The 23,574-nt window shown below is 70.8% G+C and carries 20 protein-coding genes; 1 reads left to right on the top strand and 19 read right to left on the bottom strand.

The features are described from left to right. Positions 1–112: 112 nt before the first annotated feature. From N1031_RS00765 to N1031_RS00735, 7 genes are all read right to left on the bottom strand, one after another. The gene (locus N1031_RS00765; RefSeq protein ID WP_259477677.1) at positions 113–1,735 is read right to left on the bottom strand and encodes an AMP-binding protein; all 1,623 of its coding nucleotides are present in this window, start codon (positions 1,733–1,735) and stop codon (positions 113–115) included. A gap of 72 nt (positions 1,736–1,807) precedes the next feature. Then, positions 1,808–2,653 carry a nucleotidyl transferase AbiEii/AbiGii toxin family protein gene (locus N1031_RS00760; RefSeq protein ID WP_259477676.1) on the bottom strand — a complete coding sequence of 282 codons (846 nt, stop codon included), beginning with the start codon at positions 2,651–2,653 and terminating at the stop codon, positions 1,808–1,810. Positions 2,654–2,748: 95 nt separating this feature from the next. Beyond that, the gene (locus N1031_RS00755; protein ID WP_259477675.1) at positions 2,749–3,339 is read right to left on the bottom strand and encodes a type IV toxin-antitoxin system AbiEi family antitoxin domain-containing protein; all 591 of its coding nucleotides are present in this window, start codon (positions 3,337–3,339) and stop codon (positions 2,749–2,751) included. 78 nt (positions 3,340–3,417) lie between these two features. After that, complete coding sequence (locus tag N1031_RS00750; protein ID WP_259477674.1) at positions 3,418–4,719, bottom strand: SGNH/GDSL hydrolase family protein; 1,302 nt, start codon at positions 4,717–4,719, stop codon at positions 3,418–3,420. A 60-nt stretch (positions 4,720–4,779) separates the two neighbouring features. Further along, a complete protein-coding gene (locus tag N1031_RS00745) occupies positions 4,780–5,778 on the bottom strand; it encodes a DnaJ domain-containing protein (RefSeq protein ID WP_259477673.1) in 999 nt (332 codons plus the stop codon). A gap of 79 nt (positions 5,779–5,857) precedes the next feature. Then, positions 5,858–6,748 carry a universal stress protein gene (locus N1031_RS00740; RefSeq protein ID WP_259477672.1) on the bottom strand — a complete coding sequence of 297 codons (891 nt, stop codon included), beginning with the start codon at positions 6,746–6,748 and terminating at the stop codon, positions 5,858–5,860. A gap of 94 nt (positions 6,749–6,842) precedes the next feature. Next, positions 6,843–7,160 (bottom strand): nuclear transport factor 2 family protein, encoded by a 318-nt coding sequence (locus N1031_RS00735; protein WP_259477671.1) that lies wholly within the window; start codon positions 7,158–7,160, stop codon positions 6,843–6,845. A gap of 136 nt (positions 7,161–7,296) precedes the next feature. Here N1031_RS00735 and N1031_RS00730 point away from each other — a divergent pair, with 136 nt between their 5' ends. Beyond that, positions 7,297–8,346 (top strand): LLM class flavin-dependent oxidoreductase, encoded by a 1,050-nt coding sequence (locus tag N1031_RS00730; RefSeq protein WP_259477670.1) that lies wholly within the window; start codon positions 7,297–7,299, stop codon positions 8,344–8,346. A 6-nt stretch (positions 8,347–8,352) separates the two neighbouring features. On the opposite strand, the gene N1031_RS00725 is transcribed toward N1031_RS00730, so the two are convergent. The 12 genes from N1031_RS00725 to pstC form a co-directional block, all read right to left on the bottom strand. Continuing rightward, positions 8,353–8,868 (bottom strand): methylated-DNA--[protein]-cysteine S-methyltransferase, encoded by a 516-nt coding sequence (locus N1031_RS00725; RefSeq protein WP_259477669.1) that lies wholly within the window; start codon positions 8,866–8,868, stop codon positions 8,353–8,355. Next, positions 8,865–10,379, bottom strand: a complete 1,515-nt coding sequence (locus N1031_RS00720; RefSeq protein ID WP_259477668.1) for an AlkA N-terminal domain-containing protein — start codon at positions 10,377–10,379, stop codon at positions 8,865–8,867. Before N1031_RS00720 ends, N1031_RS00725 begins: the two co-directional genes overlap by 4 nt. A 70-nt stretch (positions 10,380–10,449) precedes the next feature. After that, on the bottom strand, positions 10,450–11,418 hold the full coding sequence (locus N1031_RS00715; protein ID WP_259477667.1) for a phosphate ABC transporter ATP-binding protein: 969 nt from the start codon (positions 11,416–11,418) through the stop codon (positions 10,450–10,452). Positions 11,419–11,446: 28 nt separating this feature from the next. Further along, complete coding sequence (locus N1031_RS00710) at positions 11,447–12,409, bottom strand: sortase (protein ID WP_259477666.1); 963 nt, start codon at positions 12,407–12,409, stop codon at positions 11,447–11,449. Then, positions 12,406–13,161, bottom strand: coding sequence for a hypothetical protein (locus N1031_RS00705; RefSeq protein ID WP_259477665.1), 756 nt, complete (start codon positions 13,159–13,161; stop codon positions 12,406–12,408). The genes N1031_RS00710 and N1031_RS00705 overlap by 4 nt, the downstream gene beginning before the upstream one ends. Next, the gene (locus N1031_RS00700) at positions 13,158–14,249 is read right to left on the bottom strand and encodes a COG1470 family protein (RefSeq protein WP_259477664.1); all 1,092 of its coding nucleotides are present in this window, start codon (positions 14,247–14,249) and stop codon (positions 13,158–13,160) included. Before N1031_RS00700 ends, N1031_RS00705 begins: the two co-directional genes overlap by 4 nt. A gap of 135 nt (positions 14,250–14,384) precedes the next feature. Next, positions 14,385–15,449: a hypothetical protein gene (locus N1031_RS00695; RefSeq protein WP_259477663.1), complete on the bottom strand. Its 1,065-nt coding sequence runs from the start codon at positions 15,447–15,449 to the stop codon at positions 14,385–14,387. Positions 15,450–15,482: 33 nt separating this feature from the next. Continuing rightward, a complete protein-coding gene (locus N1031_RS00690; RefSeq protein ID WP_259477662.1) occupies positions 15,483–16,598 on the bottom strand; it encodes a hypothetical protein in 1,116 nt (371 codons plus the stop codon). 109 nt (positions 16,599–16,707) lie between these two features. Then, positions 16,708–19,296 carry a hypothetical protein gene (locus tag N1031_RS00685; protein ID WP_259477661.1) on the bottom strand — a complete coding sequence of 863 codons (2,589 nt, stop codon included), beginning with the start codon at positions 19,294–19,296 and terminating at the stop codon, positions 16,708–16,710. A gap of 156 nt (positions 19,297–19,452) precedes the next feature. Next, positions 19,453–21,084 (bottom strand): phosphate ABC transporter substrate-binding protein PstS, encoded by a 1,632-nt coding sequence (gene pstS, locus N1031_RS00680; RefSeq protein WP_259477660.1) that lies wholly within the window; start codon positions 21,082–21,084, stop codon positions 19,453–19,455. Then, on the bottom strand, positions 21,081–22,406 hold the full coding sequence (gene pstA, locus N1031_RS00675) for a phosphate ABC transporter permease PstA (RefSeq protein ID WP_259477659.1): 1,326 nt from the start codon (positions 22,404–22,406) through the stop codon (positions 21,081–21,083). The genes pstS and pstA overlap by 4 nt, the downstream gene beginning before the upstream one ends. A gap of 15 nt (positions 22,407–22,421) precedes the next feature. Beyond that, a complete protein-coding gene (gene pstC, locus N1031_RS00670; RefSeq protein ID WP_259477658.1) occupies positions 22,422–23,564 on the bottom strand; it encodes a phosphate ABC transporter permease subunit PstC in 1,143 nt (380 codons plus the stop codon). Positions 23,565–23,574: the final 10 nt, after the last annotated feature.

Raw genomic sequence — 23,574 nt, 5'->3', positions numbered from 1 at the left:
TCCCGGGCTCGTCGCCGTGTCGTCGTCTCGTCGTCGCCGCCGGTTCATCGTCGGCGATGTGAACACCGTCCACACTGCCACCGCCCGGCCCTCACCGCCAGCCGGCACCCGCTCATACGAGCGCGGCGTGCCTCCCGCGGCGGGCGCGCAGGTCTTTGCGGAGGATCTTGCCCGAGCTCGACTTCGGGATGAGGTCCACGAACTCCACCAGACGCACCTTCTCGTGCGGGGCCACCCGCTCGGCGACCCACGCCATCACGGACTCCTCGTCGAGCCCGGTGCCGGTGGTGCCCGCATCCTGGGCCCGGCGCACCACGAACGCCTTCGGCACCTCCTGCCCGTCGTCGTCGGGCACGCCGATCACGGCGGCGTCGGCGATGAGCGGATGCGCGAGCAGAACCGCCTCCAGCACCGCCGGGGCGACCTGGTAGCCCTTGTACTTGATGAGTTCCTTCAGGCGGTCCACGATCGTGTAGACGCCCGCGGAGTCGACCGTGGCGATGTCGCCGGTGTGCAGCCAGCCGTCGGGTTCGATGGTGCGCGCGGTCGCCTCATCGTCGTGAAGGTACCCGCTCATCACCTGAGGCCCGCGGATGAGGAGCTCGCCCGGCGCGCTCGGCCCGCGGCCCCGGCGGGGAACCTTCACGTCGCGGCCCGACTCCGGATCGACCACGCGGCACTCCGTGTTCGGCAGGGCGAAGCCGATCGACGAGCGGTCGACGTCGTCGCGCCCCACCGGGATGACGTGGGTGACCGGGCTGGTCTCGGTCATGCCGTAGCCCTGGCACACCGTGCATCCGAGTCGCTCGGCGACCGCCGTCGCCAGTGCGCGGTCGAGGGGTGCTGCGCCCGAGAACACCACCTTCACGCTCGACAGGTCGCTCTCGGCGACGAGCGGATGCTTCGCCAGGGCGACCGCGATGGGCGGGGCGATGAAGAGCCAGGTGCAGCGCTGGGTGGCGACGGTGCCGAGGAAGTCGGCCAGATCGAAGCGCGGCATCGTCACCAGGGCGGCGCGCTTCAGCAGGGCGAAGTCGAGCAGCACCGACATGCCGTAGATGTGGAAGAACGGCAGCACCGCGAGCACGCGGTCGTCGCGCTCGAGCGGGATGATCTGCTCGCACTGCAGCACGTTCGCCACGAGATTGCGGTGCGTGAGCATGACGCCCTTCGGGTGGCCGGTCGTGCCCGAGGAGTAGGGCAGCACGGCGAGGTGCGTGGCGGGGTCGAAGTCCACCTCGGGCGGGGCCGCCCGGTCGAAGAGCAGGTCGCGGAGCGACGGATGACCGGGAGCGCCGTCGATCACCACCAGGCGGTCGGCGGGGATGCCGGCGTCGGCCGCGGCGGCCTCGGCCTGGGGTAGCAGCGGCGAGATGGTGAACAGCCACGAGGCACCCGCGCCGCTCAGCTGAGCGGCGATCTCGTCGCGGGTGTAGAGCGTGTTGACGGTGGTCGCCGTGCCGCCGGCCCGCAGCACGCCGTGGAACACCGTGGCGAAGGCCGGGATGTTCGGACAGAGGATGCCGACCCTGTCACCCACCGCGAGCCCCCGCGCGGCGAGGGCTCCGGCGAGGGAGTCGATCTGGGCGATCAGGGCGCGATACGTGGTCTCGTCGCCGGACGGGCCGTCGATGAGGGCGACCCGATCGAGGTCGGCATCGTCGAGCTCGCCGAAGAGCAGCTCGTAGAGGGTCTGGCCGGGGATCTCGATGTCGGGCAGGGTCGAACGGGCCATGAGCTATCTCCTTCGATAGACGTTGGCCCATTTGACCCCCTCGACGCCCCCGTGCGCAAGGTGCCCGGGCTGCTACGCCCTGATTCCTCCTGCGTCGGAGGTGGTACCGGATGCGCTGCTCCACACCCGATCAACAGGGTTCCACACGGCTGTGGAGTCCAGCACGTCGAGCACGGGGTCGACGAAATCGGTGACGGCAGCAACTGCGTCGGAGAACTTCTCCGGCAGCGTCGCCCCCACCTCACCGAGTCCTTTTCGATAGGCGGCGTAGGTCGAGTCTCTGAGCTCTCCGATCCCGTCGGTCGCCCGCGAGAACGGAGTCAACCTCGTTCCCCGAAAATCGGCTGTCGCCTGAAGTGCACTACGCAGAGACCCGCATTGCACGGGCCGCGTGTCGGTGAGGAGGTAGACATCGACGAAGTCTCGCACACGGGTGTTCGCGCGCCCCAGCTCGATCGCCGTGACGAGTTTCTCGGCGAACACGGTCTCAATCGGGTATCCAAGAATGACGATCGGAGGTGAGCCCGGCCGCAGCGGCGGCAGTTCGACAAGTCGCGGGGACGGTGTGACCGGGTCGCCGAAGTTGATATCCAGACGCAGTTTGACCTGCGCGGTTGCAAGCTGAGCAGTCATCGTCACCCGGACGCCCGAATACAGCGCGTCATCGCGAATCACTGCGGTCGCCAGCGTGTCGGTCAGGAACTCCACTCCGTCGTCCGCATCCTCCATCGTCGCGATCTCGGCAATGCGGCGGCCTACAGCCTCCTCGTCAGAAGGCATGTTGCGTGCGAGTGCATCGGCGTCGACCGTGGGACGGCGAGTACCGAACGAAGCCAGCAGCATCCCACCCTTCAGAATGAAGTCCTCCACGTAAGGCGAGCGCGACATGCGAGAGAGCCACCGCTCGACGACGTACATCGTGAGCACTTCCTGCGTGCCACGCCTTTCGCGGCGAGCACGATTCTGCAGGTCGAGATATGCGCGCCCTGCGGCACTGTCTCGCCTGGGCCGACTCATCGTGCACTCGCGACGTCGAGGGCAGCGCGCATCGGTCCGAATGCCCCCAGCACCTCCGCATATTCCAGCAACAGCGCTGGACGCGCGCCGGCCGCTGCCAGATATCGGTGGAGCGCGGCGTGGGCGATCGGTTCTCCGAAGCGACCACGGAACCTCATCAGATCCACCACGGTCCTCGCCGGATCATAAACGCGGACGGGTTCTCCCGGACCAGCCTCGAAGGAGGTCAATCCGAGATCGAACGTGGCCTCGTCGAAGCGGAACACCATCACAGGCGGGTAAGCGATCACAGGAGTGTGGGAGCGATTGGGCACGGCGATCTGCACGAAGGGCGTCATCTCATCGGTCAGATCGTGGACCGCCGCTGCCGAGACGCAGCACACGATGGCCCGAGGTGATCGGTGCGATACAGCGATCATGTCGGGATGTGACGCCGGTGGTGCGTCTGCTCGGCGGAAGACCCCGCGTGAGAGCTCGATGATCATCCCCGCGTCGCGCCAGCCGTACAGGTCACGCGGATGCACCCCGTACGCGCGCGAGGTTGCCGTCGTGAACGTCGACGGAAGCGACTCAGCCAACTCCTTCATGGATAGAATCCTCGCACAAGACACTCGACTATGTGCGGTTTTTATCCAATTCCGACGCTTCAGCGGTGACAGGGCGGTTCAGTGGGGGCGGCGGCGGAGGGTGAGCGCCAGGGCGGATGCGCCGGCGACCGCGGCGAGCAATGCGGCGAGCCCTGCGAGGAGGGGGGCGGGGGTCGCGCCGGTGGCCGCGAGCGCCGGTGCGGGGGTGGAGGTGGCGGTGGGTTCGGGCGTCGCGGTGGCCGTGGGGGCGGGCGTGGCCGTGGGAGTCGGGGTGGGGTCGGGGTCGGTCGGGTCGGCGGCGAGCACGTCTTCGACGGTCGCGGTCACCTGCTCTGCGAGGGAGGCGACGCCGGCGGCGTTGGGGTGCAGCGCGCCGTACTTCACGAAGAGGAACGGGTCGGGCGTGGGCGTTCCGCCCGGGTGCGGATGCTCGGGGGTGGCGAGCAGGAGCGTCACGCCGTTGACGTAGGCCGACCCGTCGGTCTGGCAGGCGCTGTTCGACTCGGTGAGCGGCAGTGTCGACACGTAGTGGAAGCCGGCCGTCGACGCTGCGGATCCGATGGCGTGGTCGAGTTTCGCCTCGACCCCGTGGAGGTACTCCGTGTCGACGTCGGTGAAGGGGAACGCGTTCTCGGGATACGGCGGCTCGTCGGTGACCGCCGGCGTGAAGCATCCGCCTTCCGGCACGTTCTCGACGTCGGGCGCGATGGTGGGGTACCCCACCACGACCACCTCGGCGTTCGGCGCCTTGCTGCGGATGTCGGCGAAGGCGGCCGCGAGGGCCGGCTCGACCGTGTTCTGCAGCTTGTAGACGAGCTGGTCGACACCCTCGGAGGGGTTGAAGTACTCGCGGCAGTTCTTGAACGCCGGGTTGCCGATGACGGGGCCGTCGGCGCTGAGCGCCACGCAGTAGGCGGCGACGTCGGCGAAACCCAGGTCGTTGCCGCCGATCGACACCGTGACGAGGTCGGTGTCGGCGCTGAGCGCCGTCGACTGCGGGGCCGCCGTGCCCGCGCCGGTGATGGTGACCTGGGGCGTGTCGATGATGTTCGCCGTGACGGCGCCGCTGCAGGTGACGTCGGTGAGGTCGAGTCCGAGGGTCGCCGCGACCTGGTGGGGGTAGTTGGCCTCGGCCTGGAAGCATCCGTCGGCCGGGGTGGTGAAGCTGTAGGGCACGAGACCGTAGCCGGCGGAGTAGGAGTCGCCGAGCGCGACGTAGTCGACGCCCGCGAGGTCGCCCGGCGCCGTGGCGGCGGGCACGACAGCTGCGGAGGCCGCGGCGGCGGGGCCGATGCAGAGCACGGATGCGGCGAGGAGTGCCGCGGCGACCGCGGGCACGGACACGGGGAAGGCGGTGGCGGGGCGGCGACGTCGGCTCACCCGTGCACCCTATCGAACGGGCCGGCTCAGCGCGATGACCCGGTCGGGGGCTTGTGCCGCTCAGGCCAGTCGGATGCCGCGCTGCAGCAGGGGCCGCAGCTCGAAGGCGCGGTCGATGCTCGCGCGGTCGGAGCGCCCGACGCCGTCACGGAGCAGCTGGGGCAGCACCGAGCGGCGCACCACCACCGACCCGGCGAGGCGCCCCCGCTCGACGAGCTGCGCCGCGTCGGGCAGATCGGCATCCGGAACCACGATCACGAGCCCCGTGAACCGCACACCCAACGAGCGCGCGAGAGCCTTCGCCGCCCGGGAGAGTTCGTGCAGCGGCTCGTAGCCCTTGGTGAGGCTCTCCCCGACGAGCTCGTCGCGCTTGAGGCGCACCTCGGAGCCCCAGTCCTCCGACTGCACCGCGAACAGTCCGGCCGGGCCGAGCACCACGTGGTCGATGGTCTCGGGCACGCCGTCGACGATGCGCCCGGTGAGCACGTTGTTCCAGATGGTGTAGCCGATGCCGAGCGCACCGACGATGCCCGCGGTCGCCTCCTCGGCGAGGGCTTTCGCCAGCCAGGCCCGGATCTCGCGGGGCGCCGACCGCACCAGCGCGGCATCGTAGGGGTCGGCGATCTCGACCCCGCGGCCGACCCACTCGCGCAGCAGCGCCAGGTAGCGCTCGCGCTCCTGCCCGCCGGGGTGACCGTAGCTGCGGGCACGCACGGTCGAGCTCGCAGCACGACCTGCCGTGCGGAAGGATCCGGTAGCGGGGCCGAAGCCGCTCCCGGGGGTCGACGCGCTGCCCGAGGCACCCGCGGAGTGCGATGAGCTCTGCTCCCCCGTGACGCCCCGCGAACCCTGGCCGCGGTCGTAGGCGGCGCGGTCGGCCGGGGTGCCGACGCGCTCCCACGCGCGCTGCACGCGGTCGAAGCGGACGGCGTCTCCGCCGGTGTCGGGGTGCGTCTCGCGCAGCAGACGGCGGTACGCCTTGCGCAGCTCGGCGTCGTCGGCCTTCGGGTCGACGCCGAGCACCTCGTAGGGCGTGGCGGCGGGCGGGCTCTCGGACACCCGCTTCACGATACCCGGCGCGCCGAGGTGCCCGCTTCGAACGGGCTGTGCGGGGGATGTGCGGAGCGGGTGCCTGCGATCAGCGGCGGTCGCCGACCCGCAGCACGAGAAGGGGGCACGGGGCGTGGATGAGCACGTCATGGCTCACCGATCCGAGCAGGAAGCGGCTGAGGCCGCGACGACCGTGACTGCCGATGACGAGCAGCGCCGCCTCCGAGGCGGCCGTGATGAGCGCGGGCGCCGGGGCGTCGAGCACGACGCTGGTGGTGATGACGGGGTCGGGTCCGGAACCGGGGGCGGCATCGGCGGCGCGGCGGTCTCGCACCTGGCTCACCGCATCCGCCACCACGTCGCGCGCACGTTCCTCCAGCGCGTCGTAGAGCTCGGAGTCGGGGGTGAAGTCGGGCTGGGTGAGCGGCGGCAGGGTCCACGCGGTGACCACCGAGACGGGTTCGCCGAGCCGTGCGGCCTCGGCCATGGCGGCGTCGAGCAGGGCCGCCGAGGCGTCGGAGCCGTCGACGCCCACGACGACGCCGCTGCGGTGCGCCGGAGGCAGGTCGGGGATGACCGCGACCGTCACCTTCGCGGCGGCCGCGACGCGCACGCTCACGGCGCTCGTGGTGAGTCGCTCGTAGAGGTCTTTGCGGTAGCTGCCCACCACGAGCAGCTCGGCACCGGTCGCCTCGGCCTGCTCGCACAGCACGTGCACGGGATTACCCGGCAGCACGCGCGAGCTCACCTGCACGTGAGGCGCCTTGGAATCGGCGTGGAACGCGGCGGTGGCGAGCACCACCTCGCCCTTCTTCTCGAGCAGCGGGGTGGCCGTGAACGCCTCGGAGTCCCACGAGGTGTCGGCGACGAAGAGCACGTCGACGGCCAGCCCGGTGGCCTCGGCGCGGCGCAGCGCCCAGTCGAGTGCGACCGCGGCGGAGGGCGATCCGTCGTAGCCCACCAGGATCGTTCCGGCCATGGTCTCTCCCGTCGTCGCGCTGGGGTGCGTGTGTCTCAGTCTTCCAGATCCGGGGCTCCGGATGCGCGGGTCGGATGCGTGGACCGCGCGCGGGTCAGCCGGTGATGTCGAGGCGTGAGATGAGCCCGTCGGCGAGGGTGAACGCCATGGTGCCTCCGCCGTTGTACCCGTGGCCGGTGACCTGGACACCCACGAGCACCACCCCGTTCTTCTCCTCCACAGACGTGACCTCGATGCGGCTGTCCACACCCATGTTGTCGCTGTCGTTCCACGCGGCGATCCCGTCGTAGCCTGTGTATCCGCGCCCCCAGTCGTCGAGCACCGCATCCGCGGTGAAGGCGGCGAGGAAGCGGTCTCGGTCGCCGTCGTTGGTGGCCTCGACGAAATCGCGGATGGCGGGTGGCAGGTTCACCCTTCCATCATCGCCGTGACGGCACACCTCCGACGAGGATCACGGCGCGCACCCAGCTTGGAATACTGGTCGACGGCCCCGGGTTGACGGGTTCATACGTTCGCATCGATCCAGAGAGCACGAGGCACACCCCACCATGGCCGAACACAGCGCGCCCCACCCCGAGTTCGGACTCGACACCTTCGGCGACGTCACCGCCGCCGTCGACGGCAGCCCGCTCCCCCAGGCCCAGGTGCTGCGCAACCTCGTGGCCCAGGGTGAGCTCGCCGACCAGGTGGGCATCGACTTCCTCGGCATCGGCGAGCACCACCGCGACGACTTCGCCGTCACCGCGCCCGAGGTGGTGCTTGCGGCGATCGCGGCGCGCACCACGCGCATCCGCCTCGGTTCTGCGGTGACGGTGCTGAGCTCCGACGACCCGGTGCGGGTCTTCCAGCGCTTCTCTACCCTCGACGCGCTCTCGAACGGCCGGGCCGAGGTCATTCTCGGGCGCGGGTCGTTCACGGAGTCGTTCCCGCTGTTCGGGTTCAACCTCAGCGACTACGAGCAGCTCTTCGAAGAGAAGCTCGACCTGTTCGCGGCCGTTCGGCAGCAGCTGCCGGTGACCTGGGAGGGCACGACGAGGCCGGCGCTCCAGGGGCAGAGCGTCTACCCGCCGGTCGAGAACGGGCTGCTGAAGACCTGGGTCGGCGTGGGCGGCAGCCCCGAGTCGGTGGTGCGCGCGGCGCGGTACGGGTTCTCGCTGATGCTCGCGGTTATCGGGGGCGACCCGGCACGGTTCGCCCCGTTCGCCGACCTGTACCGGCGAGCGCTCGAGCAGTTCGAGCTCCCGCTGCAGCCCGTGGGCGTTCACTCGCCCGGCCACATCGCGGCCACCGACGAGCTGGCCAAAGAGCAGCTGTGGCCGCACTACCAGCGCCAGATGACGCGCATCGGCCGTGAGCGCGGCTGGTCTCCGATGGGGCGCGCGCACTTCGAGCAGGAGACGGGCCCTCACGGCTCGCTGTACGTGGGCTCGCCGGAGACGGTCGCGCAGAAGATCGCGTCCACCGTGCGCACACTGGGCGCCGACCGCTTCGACCTCAAGTACGGCAACGGCATGCTCGCGCATCCCGAGCTCCTCACGAGCATCGAGCTCTACGGCACCCAGGTCATTCCCCGCGTGCGCGAGCTGCTCGCCGACTGAGCAGCGTTAGCGGGCGGCCGACTCCCGGGCGAGCAGGGAGCGCTTGACGTCGGTGCCCCAGGCGAAGCCGCCGAGGGTGCCGTCGGTGCGGAGCACGCGGTGGCACGGCACGAAGAGCGCGGGCGCGTTGCGGGCGCAGGCGCTGGCGGCCGCCCGCACGGCGGTGGGCCGGCCGAGGAGCGCCGCGAACTCCTGGTAGCTCAGCGGGTGCCCCGGCTCGATCGTGCGGAGCGCTGCCCATCCGAGGGTGTGGAACTCGCCGCCCGACTGCCGCACCTCCACCCCGTCGATGGCCGTGACGTCGCCGTCGTAGTAGGCCAGCGCAGCCTCCGCCGCCCGGGTGCGACCCGGCTCCAAGGAGGCGGGCCGGATGCCGGGCGCGAGGCGGGCGAGGAGGGCGGCGGGATCGTCGGTCCAGCCGGAGGCGAGCACCCGGTCGTCGGCGTCGGCGATGATGCCGAACGCACCGTCGGACGTGTCGATGAACTGGACGCGCGCTGCGCCGGGGACGGGGGTCGTCATGAGGTCTCCTTGCTGAGAACGGGGGCAGTGGTCGGGGTGGCGGCGGCGCGCCAGAGGTGGAGCGAGAGGTAGCTGCGCCACGGCGCGAAGGGAGCGGCCCAGTCGGCGAGCGGGCGGGGCGCATCCGGAGCACCGAGCGCTCGGGCACCGGCGCGGAGGGCGACGTCGCCGGTGAGCAGCACGTCGGGTGCGCCGAGAACGCGCATCGCGACGTAACCGGCGGTCCAGTCGCCGATGCCGCGCAGGGCGGTGAGCCGTCGGTGCTGGTCAGCGGCGTCGTCGCCGGGGCCGAGGTCGAGCTCGCCCGAGGCGAGCCGCTCGGCCACGTCGACTACGGTCGCGATCCGTGCGCGCGGGCCCGTGAGCACCTCGCCGGCGCGCTCCGCGAGCTGCGCGGCGGTGGGAAAGAGCAGGAGCCGGGAATCGCCGTCGCCGGAGTCGGCACCGAGCAGACCCGTCGGCACCTCCGATCCGGCCGCCGCCGCGAGCCGGCCGAGCAGCGTGCGCGCACCGGCCACCGAGATCTGCTGCCCGATGAGGGCGCGGAACAGCATCTCGTGCGGATCGACCGCACCCGGCAGCCGGATGCCCGGCCGCGCCGACACCGCCGCCGCGACTCCCCCGGCACCCGCATCCCGTGCCGCTGCCTGGAGTGCCTCGTCGACCGCCACCGGGTCAGCGTCGAGATCGAACAGGCGGCGAACCCGTGCCACCAGCGCCCCGAGGTCACCGAGCGCCGACACGTGCGCCGTGAGAGAGAGGCGCCCTCCCCCGTCACGGACCCCGAACCAGGCCGGCCCGCCGGGCAGGGCGAGCGTGCGCGAGTAGGAGTCCGCGGTCGCGGTTTCCACCCCGGGGATCACCCGCGCGGCGAGCCAGGCGAACACCCCCGCCGCGTCGAAGGGCTCCCGGTAGGGCAGGGCGAGCTCGAGCGCACCGGGAGCCGCGGCGCCACGCGACTGGCGTGCCCGCAGCTCGGTGGGGGTGAGCTGGAACACCTCGCCGATCGTGTCGTTGAACTGCCGGATGCTCGTGAAGCCGGCCGCGAACGCCACGTCGGCCATCGGCAGCGCGGTCGAGGTGAGCAGCGTGCGTGCGGTCTGCGCGCGATGCGCGCGGGCGAGCGCCAAGGGTCCCGCCCCGAGCTCCTCGGTGAGCACCCGGGTGAGATGCCGGCTCGAATAGCCCAGCCGGGAGGCGAGCCCGACGACCCCCTCGCGCTCCACGCATCCGTCGGCGATGAGCCGCATGGCGCGCCCGGCGAGGTCGTCGCGCAGGTTCCACGCGGGCGTTCCGGGCACCGCCTCGGGCAGGCACCGTTTGCACGCACGGTAGCCCGCCTCGTGTGCCGCTGCGCTGGTTTCGTAGAACGTGACGTTGGAGGGTTTGGGGGTGCGGGCGGGGCAGCTCGGCCGGCAGTAGATGCCGGTGGAGCGCACCGCGGTGATGAACTGGCCGTCGAAGCGGCGGTCGCGCGAGTGGATCACGCGGTAGCGCTCGTCGAAGTCCATGCCTGAAGTCTCACACGGCCACCGCCGCGCTTCTAGCGGGAATCGGACACGGCGTTGCGATGGCTCGAGCTCAGCCGAAGACCCCGTTGACGTAGTCGTAGGTGCGCTGGTCGATCGGGCTGGTGAACATCGCCTCGGTGGAGCCGTGCTCGACGATGTGCCCTGGCTGCCCCTGCGAGGCCAGGAAGAACGCGCACTGCGTCGACACCCGCTGCGCCTGCTGCATGTTGTGCGTCACGATGACGATGGTGACGTCGTTCACGAGCTCGAGCATGGTCTCCTCGATCACCCGCGTGGAGGTGGGGTCCAGGGCCGAGCAGGGCTCGTCCATGAGCAGCACCCGTGGCGTGACCGCGAGCGACCGGGCGATGCACAGTCGCTGCTGCTGACCGCCCGAGAGGCCGCCGCCCGGCGCGCGCAGCCGGTCGCGCACCTCCTTCCAGAGTCCCGCCTTGGTGAGGCAGGTCTCGACGAGGTAGTCCTTGCGATCGCGGTCGGCGCGCGTGCCGGTGAGCTTGAGGCCGGCGAGCACGTTGTCGTAGATCGACATGGCGGGGAACGGGTTCGGCTTCTGGAACACCATCCCGATGCTCTTGCGGGCGTCGACGAGCTTGCGGGCGGGGTCGTAGACGTCCACTCCGTCGATGAGCACCTCGCCGGCCAGGCTCGCCGAGGGGATCAGCTCGTGCATCCGGTTCAGGATGCGCAGGAACGTCGACTTCCCGCATCCCGACGGCCCGATGAGCGAGGTGATGACGCCCGCGGGCATGGTGAGCGAGACCCGGTCGAGAACCTGGTGGTCACCGAACCAGGCCGAGATGCCGCGGGCGTCGAGTTCGGCGAGCGGGGCGGCCGGGACGGGCTCGGGCAGGATGGCGCGGTCGAAGGTGCTGACGGGCGCGGGGTTCGCCGGGGCGGGCACGACCGCGACCGCGCCCGTGGGCATCGTCGCCGCGCCCTTCATGATTCGGCGCTGCTCACGGCGGCTGAGCGGCGGGAGGACGGTGGTGACGTCGTCTGCGGTGGCGGGATCGGTCATGGGGGATGGTCCGTTCGGTCGGGTGGAGTCAGAGCAGGTTCGGCAGCAGGCGGGTGATCTGATCGGCCACGAGCACCCCGGCCAGCAGCATGACGGGCACGAACACCACCCACATCTTCTGCGCGCCGATGCGGCGGTAGGCCCACACCGCCGCGAGCTCGGCCACCACGAAGAACTGCAGCGCGAACACCAGCGCCCAGACGGTGCTCGTGTCGGTCGCGAGCTCCATCGCCTGGGGCGGGAGGGTGCGGAAGGAGCTCTGCCGCTGCCCGGAGGGCTGCGTGTCGGAGACGAGCATCGCGTCGACTCGGGCGACACCGGTCGGGATGTACGCGGGCCCGCGCGCCGTCTCGAGGATCAGCCTGCTCTCACCCGCGATCGGGCTCGGCGGTGCGGGGTCGCCGGCGTAGCGCACGCCGATCACCTCGAACTCCTGCACCCCCTGCCCGGTGAGCACCGAGAAGGCGTCGCCGGGGGCGAGCTCCTGGATGCGACTGAACGGTCCCCCGTACGACGCCGCCCTGGCCATGACGACGCTCACCCCCGCCTGTCCGGGAAGCACGGTGTCGCGGCGATGACCGGGCCCGGCCTTCAGCTCGCCGCTGGTCGTGCCCTCGACCACGACCTCGCTCACGCCGATCGACGGGATCTCGATCAGAGCGACCGGAGCCCCGTCGGGCAGCAGGGTGTCGTCGAAGGCGCCCTCGCTGACGGGGGCGGTGCCGGCCGAGAGCTGGGCCCGGAAGGTGTCGACGAGCTGCTGCTGTGAGACGAGGTGCTGGAGGTGACTGAGCACCATGAGGTTGAGCACGAAGGCGAAGACGAGGGCGGCCACCAGGGCGAGGCTGCTCTGGGCGAGCACCTGTGCCGGGCTGAGGGGTGCCAGCGGCATCATCGACCGCGGCATGCGCCGGGGCATGCGCGGCGGTTTGGTCGCCCTCGGCGGCTTCGCGGGGCGGCCGGGTGGCGACTCGTCGATCACGGCGGTCACGCGGGGGAACCCTGTCCGGCCGGAGCGGACACCTCGGCACGCGGATACCGTGCACGGACGACTCTCACGAAGACGTACCCGACACCGCAGAGCGCCGCCACCCCGAGCAGGAACCACGGAGGCAGGAACACGATCGTGTCGCGGGTGAGTGGTTCGAGCGCGACCCCCTCGACCTCGGCCGGAGGGGTGAGGGTGTAGTGGGCGGTGCCGAAAAGCCATTGACCGACGCCGGGGAGTGTGGTGGCGACCACCACCTTCTCGTCGGGCTTCAGCCCGCTGACCGGCACCTCCTCGGCCGAGCTCAGCTCGCCGCCGAACGGGCCGGTCACCCAGAACCGCGCGGTGCTGTCGATCACCGACCCCGAGACGTTGCGCACGGTGAACCGCAGAACCAGGTCGCCCTGCAGCGGGTCGAGCGCCGGGTGGTACTCGGTGCGCAGTCCGCTGACGTACAGGATGCCGCCCAGGCTGTACTCGTCGTCTTCGAGCACAGGCGACGAGACCGGTCCGCTCACGACGGTCACTCCACCGATCGTCGTGGTGGTCGAGGACGCGGGCGGGGCGGTGGTCGGCGACGGGCTCGCCGGGGCCGAACCGTTCCCGGGGACGACCGTCACCTCGAGGTTGACGCCCGCGGGGTCAGGTGTCGACTCAGCGGCGGCCGCCGCAGACCCGGCGCCCAGGGCACCGGCCACCCCGGCGATCAGTGCGAGGGAGCCGAGACCGGCGGCGAGCCGGCGGAGCCTGCTCACCGCGACTCGCTCGAGACCGCCGGCCGCCGCTCCTCGTCCTCACGCGCCTTGCGGCGCGCCTCGGCCTCGGTATAGGCGATCCACTCACGGGCGGTCTTCTCGTCGCGCGCGCGTCGGATCCGCACGAACAGGAACACCCCGAGAGCGAGCACGAACAGCGCCAGCAGGAGCCATGGCACCGCGAAGGCGATCGTGTCGCGATTCACCGTGTCGAGCGGACCCGGGTTCATCGCGTTCTCGTCGACGGTCGGCGCGAGCGAGACGTAGGGGTTGAGGTAACCCAGCTGACCGATGCCGTTCACCACCATCGTGATGGTGCGCGTGCTGCCGGGCAGCATCTCGGCGAGCTCTTGCCGGCTGGTCTCGCCCGCGCCGATCCCCAGGTAGGTGTTGACGCCCGCGACGATGTTCGCGCCGAGCGCGACGTTGCCGGAGTTCTGCACCGTGAAGGTGATGCTCACCTGGCCGTCGAGCGGATTGAACCGACCGTCGTAGTCCGCCGCGATGCTCGAGATCGTGAGCGCGGGTTGCAGCTCACCGGGCACCCGCACGTAGAGCCTGGTGGCGACGCGCCGGTCGACGAGGATCTGACTCTCGACGCTCGTGGTGGAGATCACCACGCCCGCCGCGTGGTCTCCGGGTGCGGCGTCGGCGGGCACCGCGATCGTGAAGGGCACCACCTGGCTGGCGCCCGGGTCGAGCGGGATGTCGACGGAGGCCGCTCCCCCGAAGCTCACCCAGGCACCGGCATCGGCGGGGGCGACGCCGGTCTCGAGCAGGCCGTAGGCGCCGTCTTCGGTGTTGTACGCATCCGTCGCGTACACCTTCATGACCTGGGCGGTCGTGCCGGTGTTCCGCACCACGTAGTGGTCGTCGAGCTGCTGGCCCGGCTGCACGGTGTAGTCGAACCGGCTCCGGCCGTCGCCGCCGTTCTCGTCGGAGGGCGATCCCGAGATGCCGTTGGTCTCGTCGGCGCGGGCCGGCAGCGGAGCTGTCGCGACGGAGAGTCCTGCGGCGAGCGTCAGAGCGGCGAGGAGGGCCGAGAGTCCGCGCCGGAGAGCGGCGCCCGAGACTGATGTGAGAAGCACAGTTGATTCATCCAGGAGGAGTTGGCCTAGCAGCGGCGAAGAGATGAAGGAGGGGTGAACGCGCGACCACGGAAGGTGGCACGGTCACCCCGGCGAGGGGGCCGCGGTCTCCCACGGCCCCCTCGGGGTGGTGCACTACTTCGAAGCGAGCGTGACGGTCATCTTCGAGGTGTAGGTGCCGGCCGGCATGCTGCCGGGCGCGACGAAGGTGAGACCGGCGTCGAGGGTGACGTCACCGGCCGCCTCGGTGTTGTTGGACTGGGCGAACAGCACGCCCGCGGGGGCGGACGACGCCGCGTGCGCGGCGGCGAGGGTGACGTTCGCGTTGGGCGTGCCCACGAACTCCGGAGCGATCGCCAGCTGCGTGGCCTGGATGACCTTGGTCGGGTCGTCGCTCTTGGTGAAGTCCGTCACCGAGGTGGTGAGCGTCCAGCCCTCGTGGGACTGGTAGCGCTCGTCGCTCACGGTGAACTGACCGAGCTTGCCGGTCGAGGTCGACAGCCCGTCGACCAGGGTCGGGGAGCCGATGGTCGCGGTCGTCGACGCCGGCGCGATGAGGCTGAGGTCGCCCTGCGGTGCGTTCATCGTGGTGGCGTTGAGGTCGATCTCGAACTCGTTCTCGCCGGGCTCGGGCTCCGGGTCGGTGCCACTCGGGGTCTCGAAGGTCCACGCGCCGGTGCCCGCGGTGACGGAGATGTACGTGAAGTACACCGCGTCGGAGGCCACGCTCACGCCGTTGTCCTTCACGAACGCGAAGCCGAGGCTGTACTCGCCACCCGCGGCGCGCACGCCGTTGGCGCCGAGCATGCCCTCGGTGAAGCTCGAGAGCTTCGCCGGCGACATGAGAACGGTCTTGGCGACCGGGTCGGAGAAGTCACCGAAGGCCTTGGCCGAGTACGAACCCGGGGTGAGCTCGGTGCCACGGGTGGTGATGAACGGGATGACGCCGGTCGCGTCGGAGGGGCCGGTGAACACCTGGTCGAACGCCTCGTTCGACTCGGTGGGGTTGCCCGACACGTCGAACTCCCAGTCGATGGTCGTGCCGGGGGCGATCGCGGTGCCGTCGGCCGAGTCGATCAGGTAGAACGGGCCGGCCGTGCCGGCGGGGGTGGCGGCGCTGGCCGCGACGGCGGACGTCGCGACGAGCGCGGCGGCCACCACACCGGCCGCGAGCACGCGGGCGGCAGTCTTCTTGAACATTGTTGCCTTTCGGATTCTGTGGTGAGTGCGGGACTACTGGAGGTTGGCGCGCTGGGTGGTGGTGACGCTCGGCGCGAGGAAGCCGAACTTCTTCTTCGCCGCACCGGCCGAGGCAGGGCTGGCACCGAAGTTGGTGAGGCTCTTCAGGTTCGTCGAGTCGACGAGCGAGGCGAGGCCGGCGTCGTACTTCGCGTTGCCGGTGGTGACGCGGGCGTTCTCGACGACCATGTAGGTGTCGCGGCCGAAGGTCGCGCTGTTGTAGAACGCCGTGTTCGGAACGAGCGAGGTGCCCGACCCGGTGTAGGCGGCGTTGCCGCCGATCGCGCCGAGCAGCACGTTGGTGCCGGTGATGGTGTTCGGGGCGACGTTGTTCGACTGCGCGACCCACGCGGCGGCCGAGAAGGGGATGATCGCGACGGTGTTCGCCGCCGGGGTCAGGGCCGCTGCGTTGTTCTCCTGCAGCGTCGTGGTGGCGGCGTCGGGCACACCGGCGGGGCTCTGGCCCACGCCGAGGGCGCCGACCCAGAAGTTGCGGGTGCCGGAGCCGGTCTGCGGGAGCTTCGGAGCCACCGTCACGCCGCCGATGCTGGTGAGGGTGCCGTTGTAGATCTGGGTGAGCTCGGTGGCGGTGAGGTCTTCGATGCCGGAGACCGAGGTGACGCCCGAGCCGAACTTGTACGCGTACGACACCGCGTCGCGGCCGAACGGCACGTACAGGAGGGGGCCGGACGGGTTGGCGTTGGAGCCAGGACCCGACGACGAGCGGGCGATGTCGACCTGGCCGGTGATGGTGGCGGTGACGCCGTTCTTCACCCACGCGGCGCCGTCGATCGAGCGCGAGAGCGCCTTCACGCCATCGCCCGAACCGGACGGGCGGCCGAAGTACGGACCGTTCGGCTTGGCCTGGATGGTGCTGCTGCCGAAGGCATCGAACGAGCCGATGGTGCTGCCGTTCGCGGTGACGCGAATGGTCGAGCCACCCACGTTGGTGCCGTTCGCGAGAGCGTTCGACGCGGCGTCGAGGGTGTCCGAGCCGACCAGCACGTAGCTGTTCGAGATCGGGTCGGCGTTCGCGGGGGCCGCGAGCGCGAGACCCGCGACGGCGACGCCCAGTGCGGCGCCGAGCGCCACGACCTTCTTCATCTTCACGTGATGATTCCTTTCAAGGGATGTGACCGGCCCGCCGCGGGTGCGACGGCCTTCGCTTGGCACGCGGGTCCTTGCGGGGTGTGAGCGTGGGTTCCAAGTGCGTGGGGCATCAGAGTCGCCTTCTGACGCGGGGCAGGACGGCGGCGGCGAGAGCCGCGAGCAGTCCGGCGAGGAGGGCGATCGGCACGGCGCCCGACACGGCGCTGATGTTCGCGTCGACGGGCGTCGCGGCGCCGACGAGCGATCCGGCCGCCTGCCCGGTGGCGGCCGGGTTCTGCGGCGCGGCGGCCGCCGGAGCGACCACGGCGGGCGGAAGGGCTCCGGTGGTGCGCGGCGGCGTCGTGGTGGTGGTCGATCTCGGGGTGGTCGTGGGGGCGGGGGTGGCGACCGGCCCGGCCGCGATCGTCTCCGCCGCCGCCACCGCCTGGTCGCGCCAGGCCTGCGGCAGCGGGGCGTACCCGTCGGGCAGCTGTCCGGTGCCGGTGCCGGGGACCTGCCCCGACGAGACCGCGAACGCGATGAACGAGGCGTAGTCACCGCGCAGCTCACCGGCACCGCGATCGTCGGCGAGGCCGTCGTTGGCATCCTTCATCTGCGGGTTCACGGCGGCGTACACCGGCATGGCGAGGGGATACGCGCCCGGGGCCTCGGCGGCCTCGGTCGAGGTGGGGTCGTACCCCACCACCTGCGGCTGCGCCGGATCGGCGACCATCGCCGACGCGGCCGCCAGCAGTGAGCCCGAGTCCGGTGCGACGTACTCCCCCGCCGGATTGAGGAGAGCCGCCGTGTAGACCTGGTACTTGGCCGCGGCCGAGGTGTCGGTGAGACCGAGCACCGACTGCTGACCGGGCACCTGCCGGGCGGCCTTGCCGTACTTGGGCGGGGTGGCCGTGATGTCCCAGCCACCGAGGATGAGGCCGTCGCCGCGGAGGGTGAGGTTCGCCGACTGGTCGAGGTTGTTCGTGTAGGGGCGCCAGGTCACGAGGTTCACCGCGGCTGCGCCGTCCGGTCCTTCCACGGCCGGCTGCTCGATCGGATCGGCGCGCGGGAACTGGTCGAGGGGGTAGCTCGCGGCGATCCCGCCGTTGCCCTCGCTCGGCGTGGTGGAGCTCCAGGGGTTCACGATCATGCCCCACTCATCCGCTTCGCCGGAGAGGAAGGCCAGCGCCTCGGCGTCGGAGATCACGTAGTTCCACAGCACCCACGCGCCGTCGAGTCGGCCGAGGGGGGTGAGGAGGTCGGCGACCGAGGGCGCCGTGATCGCCTGGTACGCCCATTCCGGGTCGTTGATCTCGAGGAACTCGGGATCGGAGGTGAGGTTGCGGGCGTTGTGCCCGGGCGAGGTCTGGTCGACGTAGCCGATTCCCGATCGGTCGGCTCCCGGCGGCAGGGAGTCGACGTAGGAGTTGGTGAGCAGCTTGGCGATCAGCCGCGGAGTGAGCTTCAGCTCGGTGAACGGCAGCCTGGCCGCATCCGTCACCTCCTGCGGCACGCCCTCTGCCGCGCTCGGCTGGCGATCGACCGCGAACGAGATCGCGAGACCGGTGAGCGCGACCGGGGCGTAGCTCAGCCGGTCGACGATGTCAGGGGCCTTCAGCGCGCGGGTCGTGAGCGCCATGGGTGCGGCCGTGGTGCCGTTGGCCGCCAGCAGCGCATCCGACTCGGTCTGGCCGATGAGCGAGTAGGCCGCGCCGTCCTCGGCACCGCAGAGCTCGGGCTGCCAGGAGCGCACGGCGTCGCTCACGAGCTCGCTGCCGGCCAGCTGCCGCTCGGCGGCCCCGATGGTGCAGCGCACGCCGATCGGCTGGAACTCCAGCTTCACCGCGATGCGGTGCTTCCACGCATCCCACGAGAGCCCCGAGTTCACGACGAACTGCTGCCCCACGTCGTTCGTGCCGCGGGGGATGATGACGAGCCAGCACGAGCTGCCCTTCACCCCTCCGGTGACCTGGTTGACGGGGGTCCCGCATCCGAGCCCGGGCGACTCGGTGGCCGTCTGCACCTCGAACGTCGCCGAGCCGGTGCCGTCGGTGCTGGAGCCGGCCCAGGCCACCTCGTTGGTGTTGAACTTCGTGAAGAACTGGTTCACCGCGGGGTCGACGTCCGGGATGCGCTCGCCGTCCTCGACCGATCGCACCCAGTCGCCGGTGGCCGACTGGAATGGGATGCCCGTGAAGGTGGGGTTGAACGGGCTGTCGCTGTAGGCCGTGAACTCCTCGTCCTGCTCCGCCACGTCGTCGGGGTTCGTGGTGGTCGAGTACCGGTAGGCGCCCGGGGTGCCGAAGCCCCCGTACTGGCACTTCGTGCGATCGGGTTCGTCGTCGTCGTCGGCTCCCCAGCACTGGGCGATCTGGAGGAAGTCGGCGCCGCCGGTGGCGTTGGTGGGGATGTCCGACTTCAGGCCACCGGTCCAGGTGATCTTGATGCCCTGGGCGAGCAGGTCCTTCGTCTGCGACACCGTCACCGACAGATCGGGCATGGGGGCGTTGTCGAGATCCTTGTCCTGCTGGTTCGCCGACACCGTGATCGACGAGCCCGAGGTGGGCGTTGTCGGGTCGGCCTGAGCCGGAGTACTCGCTCCGGGCACCCCGGTGACGACGGCGATGGCACCCACCACGACACCGGTGACGACACCGGAGGTGAGGGAGACCAACCACGAGCGCCGCGGGTGACGGCGGTGGCGGGCATGTCGGGACACGGCAAACTCCAAGCAGGAATCCAGAGGATTCGGTGGGAACGTCGCCAGCTTCGGCGCGCTCGGTGACGGGCGGATGAACGGTGTGGGAAGGAGACTTCCCGCGGAGTTGTCGGCCAGGGGCGGGAGGCCTAGGGTGACCCGCGAACAGGGGTCAGGTCAGCTCCTGCCACCCCGTTTCAGGCGACGGGAGGCCAGGGGCGGCACGATCACGGCGGCCAGCAGCAGCACTCCGGCCGCCACCATGAGCCACTGCTGCGGCCCCATGCCCGGGTCGGGGAGCGTGAACGGGCTGGACACCGCCCCGCCCGCGACCACCGTCCCGGAGCCGCCCGAGATGAGGGCCCCGTTCTCGTCGTAGCTCGCGGCACCACCGCTCGAGGCTGCTTGCGCCGCGGCACCGGAGGCCGCCGCGCCCGTGCCGCCTCCCCCTGAGCCCGCACTGCCCGCGTCCGCCGAACTGCCGCCGTTGCCGGTGCCCGTGGTGTCGGTCGGCGTCTCGGCGGCACCACCCGTGCCGGTCACGCACTGGTCCGGGCCCTGCTTGTCGCACGGGGCCGGCTGGGGCGCGGTCTTCGCGAGCGCGTTGCTCTCGGGGCCGTCACCCGGGCTGAAGGTCGGGTTGTTGCAGGAGTTGACGTCGACACCGGTCGAGCCGGCGCCCGGGATCTTCTTGATCTGGTCCGAGCCGGCGATGACGAGGTTCATCGGCAGCGGCGAGTAACCGAGGGTGTCGGCCTGCTGCTGACCCTCACAGAGCATGTAGCGCGCGAAGGTGCCGAGGGTGTTGCCCTTCTCCGCGGTGAACACCGTGTTCGTCGCCGTGGGGATGATCATGTACGAATAGCTCGACAGCGGGTACGAGCGGGGGTCGCCGCTGTTGTAGACGTTGTCGAGGATCTGTGTGAGGTAGTCGGGCGAGGACGGGTCCTGGTTGATCTGCGCCTGCAGCAGCGCCACCGCCACCGAGGTGGCCTTGGGCTCGATGTAGTAGCCCGAGTTGTTCAGCACCTTCGCCACGGGGAACCCCGAGTTCTTGGCGTAGGAGTACTCGACGTAGGTGATGGCTCCCTCGCCGTAGCCCTGCGCCACGTAGCCGGCGACACCGAGCGAGCCGTTCTGGGCCTTCATGGCACCGGTCGGCTTGTACTGGGAGGTCAGTCCGGGCCCTCCGTTGTAGGCGCTCCAGAGCGCCGGGTACTGCTTCGACATCCAGAGCGTGAACTGCGCGGTCGAGCCCGAACCGTCGGAGCGCACGACGGGCACGATCCCCTTGTCTGGCATGGCGAGGCCCGGGTTGTCGGCCTGGATCGCCGGGTCGTTCCAGTTGGTGATCGCGCCGGTGAAGATCTTCGTGATGACCTCGCCGGAGAGCCGCAGGTTGGTGACCCGCTTGCCACCGATCTGGAGGTTGTACATGAACGAGGTGCCGCCCGCCACGATCGGCATGTAGGCGTAGGCGGTGGTGGGCTGCTCGGGTGCGGAGCCGTCTTCGGGTGCGGCCTGGAACGGGATCTCGCTGACGGCGAAGTCGACCGTCTGGGCGATGAAGTCGCGGCGGCCCGCCGAGGAGCCGACACCGGAGTAGTTGACGGTCATGCCGTAGTTCGCGGCCACGTTCTTGCGCCACTGGTCGAGGGCGTTCTGCGACCAGGTCGAGCCGGTGCCGGTGATCGGGATGTAGGTGTCGGCCCGGGCGGGGGCGGCCGCACCCAGGGCGACGGTCGAGGCGAGCAGGAGGCTCGCGACCGCGGCGGCGAGCAGCCTGACGAGGCGGAGGGTCGGGGTCACTTCTGGTCCTCGGGTTCGGAGGTCGGGCGGGTGGGAGGGGTGGCGGGTTCGGCGTAGTCGCCGGTTGCGGCGGGCCGTGGCGGGTAGGCGCCCGCCGCGACGCGGTCGCCCAGCACCGTGATGCGCTGCAGGTCGCGCATCGACTCGGCCTTGGCCGCCCGCCGCTGCCGGTCGGACTGCTGGCCTGGCCCGCGGCCGCCGATGAGGCGTGCCACGATGAACAGCCCGAGCACGAGCAGGATGAGCACGGCGGCCGTGCCGAAACCGCGCGCGATCATGTTCGGCTCCGGGGAGCGCACGAAGTCGAACACCTGCAGCGGCAGCGAGATCATCGGCCCCGAGAACGGGTTGACGTTCATGACCGCCGTGATGCCCGAGGTGAGCAGCACCGGCGAGGTCTCGCCGATGCCGCGCGCGGTGCCGAGGATCACGGCGGTGACCAGCCCCGACCGCGCCGTCGGCAGCACGACGTGCCACACCGTGCGCCACCGGCTCGTACCGAGCGCGTAGGAGGCCTCGCGCAGGTTGGCGGGAACCAGCCGCAGCACCACGTCGGAGGCGCGGATGACGATCGGCAGCATCATCACCGTGATCGCGAGCGCCGCCGCGAACCCCGAGCGCTGGTGGGTGACCAGCTGGATGATCGCGGCGTACACGAACAGGCCGGCCACGATCGAGGGCAGCGCCGTCATGGCGTCGGCGATGGTGCGCACGAAGCGCGCGAACCGGCCGCCCACCTCGTTGAGGAAGACCGCCGTGGCGATGCCGAGCGGGATGGTGATGGCCAGCGCGATCGCGATCTGGATGAGCGTGCCGACGATCGCGTGCAGGATGCCGCCGGAGGAGAGCGGGTCGAGCGGCCCCGTGAGCTCCATCGTCTGGGTGAAGAAGTTCGGGTACGGCAGGGCCTCGGCGCCGCGGATGAGCGTGTAGACGACGATGAACACCAGCGCACCGAACAGCAGCACGCCCGCACTGACGATGAGCACCGTGGCGACGCGGTCCTTCACCTCCTGGAAGTCGCTGCGCAGCGACACCAGCAGCATGTAGAGGCCGATGAACGCCAGGAAGGCCACGACGATCCAGCCGATCACACCGGTGAGCGGCCCGATCCAGCCGAACAGCAGCGTGGCGATCGCCAGCCCGCCCGCGAGGGCGCCGAGCACGTTGAATCGCTCGTCGAGGGTCGAGGTGCGCACCGTGCGGCGCGGACCGATCTCCTCCCCGGAGCGGTCGGGGATGGTCGTGGGGGCGACCCCGTCGAACTCGGCCTCGTACTCGACCTCGTCGAAGTCGGCCGCGGGCTCGTAGGTGGTGGTCATGGCGGAGCTTCCGGGTCAGGTGCTCTCGGCGCCCGAGCGGGAGCGGGCGACGATCGAGGAGGCGGTGAAGTTGATGACGAGGGTGATGAGGAAGAGCACGAGGCCGGCGGCCATGAGCGCCGAGAGGCCGAACTCGCTCGCCTCGCCGTAGCGGAGGGCGATCAGCGCTGAGACGGAGTTGGTGCCCGTCTTCAGCACCTGCCAGTTGATGGCGAACAGGGGCGAGATGATCATGTAGACCGCGATGGTCTCGCCCAGCGCCCGGCCGAGCCCCAGCATCGTGCCGCCGATGATGCCGCCGCGGCCGAACGGCAGCACGACGGTGCGGATCATGCCCCAGCGGGTGGCACCGAGCGCGAAGGCGCCCTCGCGCTCCCCGATCGGCGCCTGCGAGAAGGCCTCGCGCATCACCGAGGCCTGCGTGGGCACCACCATGAAGCCCACCACGATCCCCGCGATGAACGCCGAGCTCGTGAAGGCGCTGGCCTCGGTGAGCACCTGGCCGTCGTCGCCGGTGACGGCGAACACCGGGATCCACCCGAAGTAATGCGAGATCCACTCCGCCACCGGGATGATGGCGGCCTGCAGGAAGAACACGCCCCAGAGGCCGAACACGATGCTCGGCACCGCGGCCATGAGGTCGACCAGCGACACGAGGAACGAGCGCAGTCTCCCGCGCACCACCTCGGAGAGCAGTAGCGCCGTGCCGAGGGCCAGCGGGAATCCCACGCACAGCGCGATGACGGCGATGGTCACGGTGCCGAAGAGCACGGCGGCGATGCCGAAGGTCTGGGTCTCGGGCGACCACTCCTGCTCGAACAGGAACGAGATGCCCGCCACCTGCAGCGCCGATCCCGCCCTGATCGAGAGGAAGAGCCCGACCGCGAGCATGATGGCCACGGTGATGCCGCCGGCCGCGAACGAGACCGACGTGAAGACTCGGTCGGAGAGCACCTGCCGGGAGACCAGCGAGCGGGGGCGCGGCGCCTCGTCGCCCGCACCCCCGCCGGGAGTGCCCTCGGCCCCTCCCGCGCCGCCCGCACCGGCGGCACGCTCCCTGGTGCGCCCGTCGTCGCCCTCGAGGGGGGCGATGACCTCCGTGCGCTCGTACTCCAGCAAGACGTCGTCGATGGTCTGGAACGTGTCTCTCTCGGTCACCGGCCACCCG

Origin of the sequence: Herbiconiux moechotypicola (assembly GCF_024979255.1) — a bacterium.
Classification (GTDB): domain Bacteria; phylum Actinomycetota; class Actinomycetes; order Actinomycetales; family Microbacteriaceae; genus Herbiconiux; species Herbiconiux moechotypicola.
The sequence above is the reverse complement of the archived record's forward strand: the minus strand, read 5'-3'. Positions and strand labels throughout refer to the sequence as shown.

What these genes read in the sequence shown, in the direction of transcription:
- N1031_RS00765 (WP_259477677.1), bottom strand. Translation starts at nt 1,735, where the DNA reads ATGGCCCGTTCGACCCTGCCCGACATCGAGATCCCCGGCCAGACCCTC.
- N1031_RS00760 (WP_259477676.1), bottom strand. Translation starts at nt 2,653, where the DNA reads ATGTACGTCGTCGAGCGGTGGCTCTCTCGCATGTCGCGCTCGCCTTAC.
- N1031_RS00755 (WP_259477675.1), bottom strand. Translation starts at nt 3,339, where the DNA reads ATGAAGGAGTTGGCTGAGTCGCTTCCGTCGACGTTCACGACGGCAACC.
- N1031_RS00740 (WP_259477672.1), bottom strand. Translation starts at nt 6,748, where the DNA reads ATGGCCGGAACGATCCTGGTGGGCTACGACGGATCGCCCTCCGCCGCG.
- N1031_RS00730 (WP_259477670.1), top strand. Translation starts at nt 7,297, where the DNA reads ATGGCCGAACACAGCGCGCCCCACCCCGAGTTCGGACTCGACACCTTC.
- N1031_RS00725 (WP_259477669.1), bottom strand. Translation starts at nt 8,868, where the DNA reads ATGACGACCCCCGTCCCCGGCGCAGCGCGCGTCCAGTTCATCGACACG.
- N1031_RS00720 (WP_259477668.1), bottom strand. Translation starts at nt 10,379, where the DNA reads ATGGACTTCGACGAGCGCTACCGCGTGATCCACTCGCGCGACCGCCGC.
- N1031_RS00715 (WP_259477667.1), bottom strand. Translation starts at nt 11,418, where the DNA reads ATGACCGATCCCGCCACCGCAGACGACGTCACCACCGTCCTCCCGCCG.
- N1031_RS00695 (WP_259477663.1), bottom strand. Translation starts at nt 15,449, where the DNA reads ATGTTCAAGAAGACTGCCGCCCGCGTGCTCGCGGCCGGTGTGGTGGCC.
- pstA (WP_259477659.1), bottom strand. Translation starts at nt 22,406, where the DNA reads ATGACCACCACCTACGAGCCCGCGGCCGACTTCGACGAGGTCGAGTAC.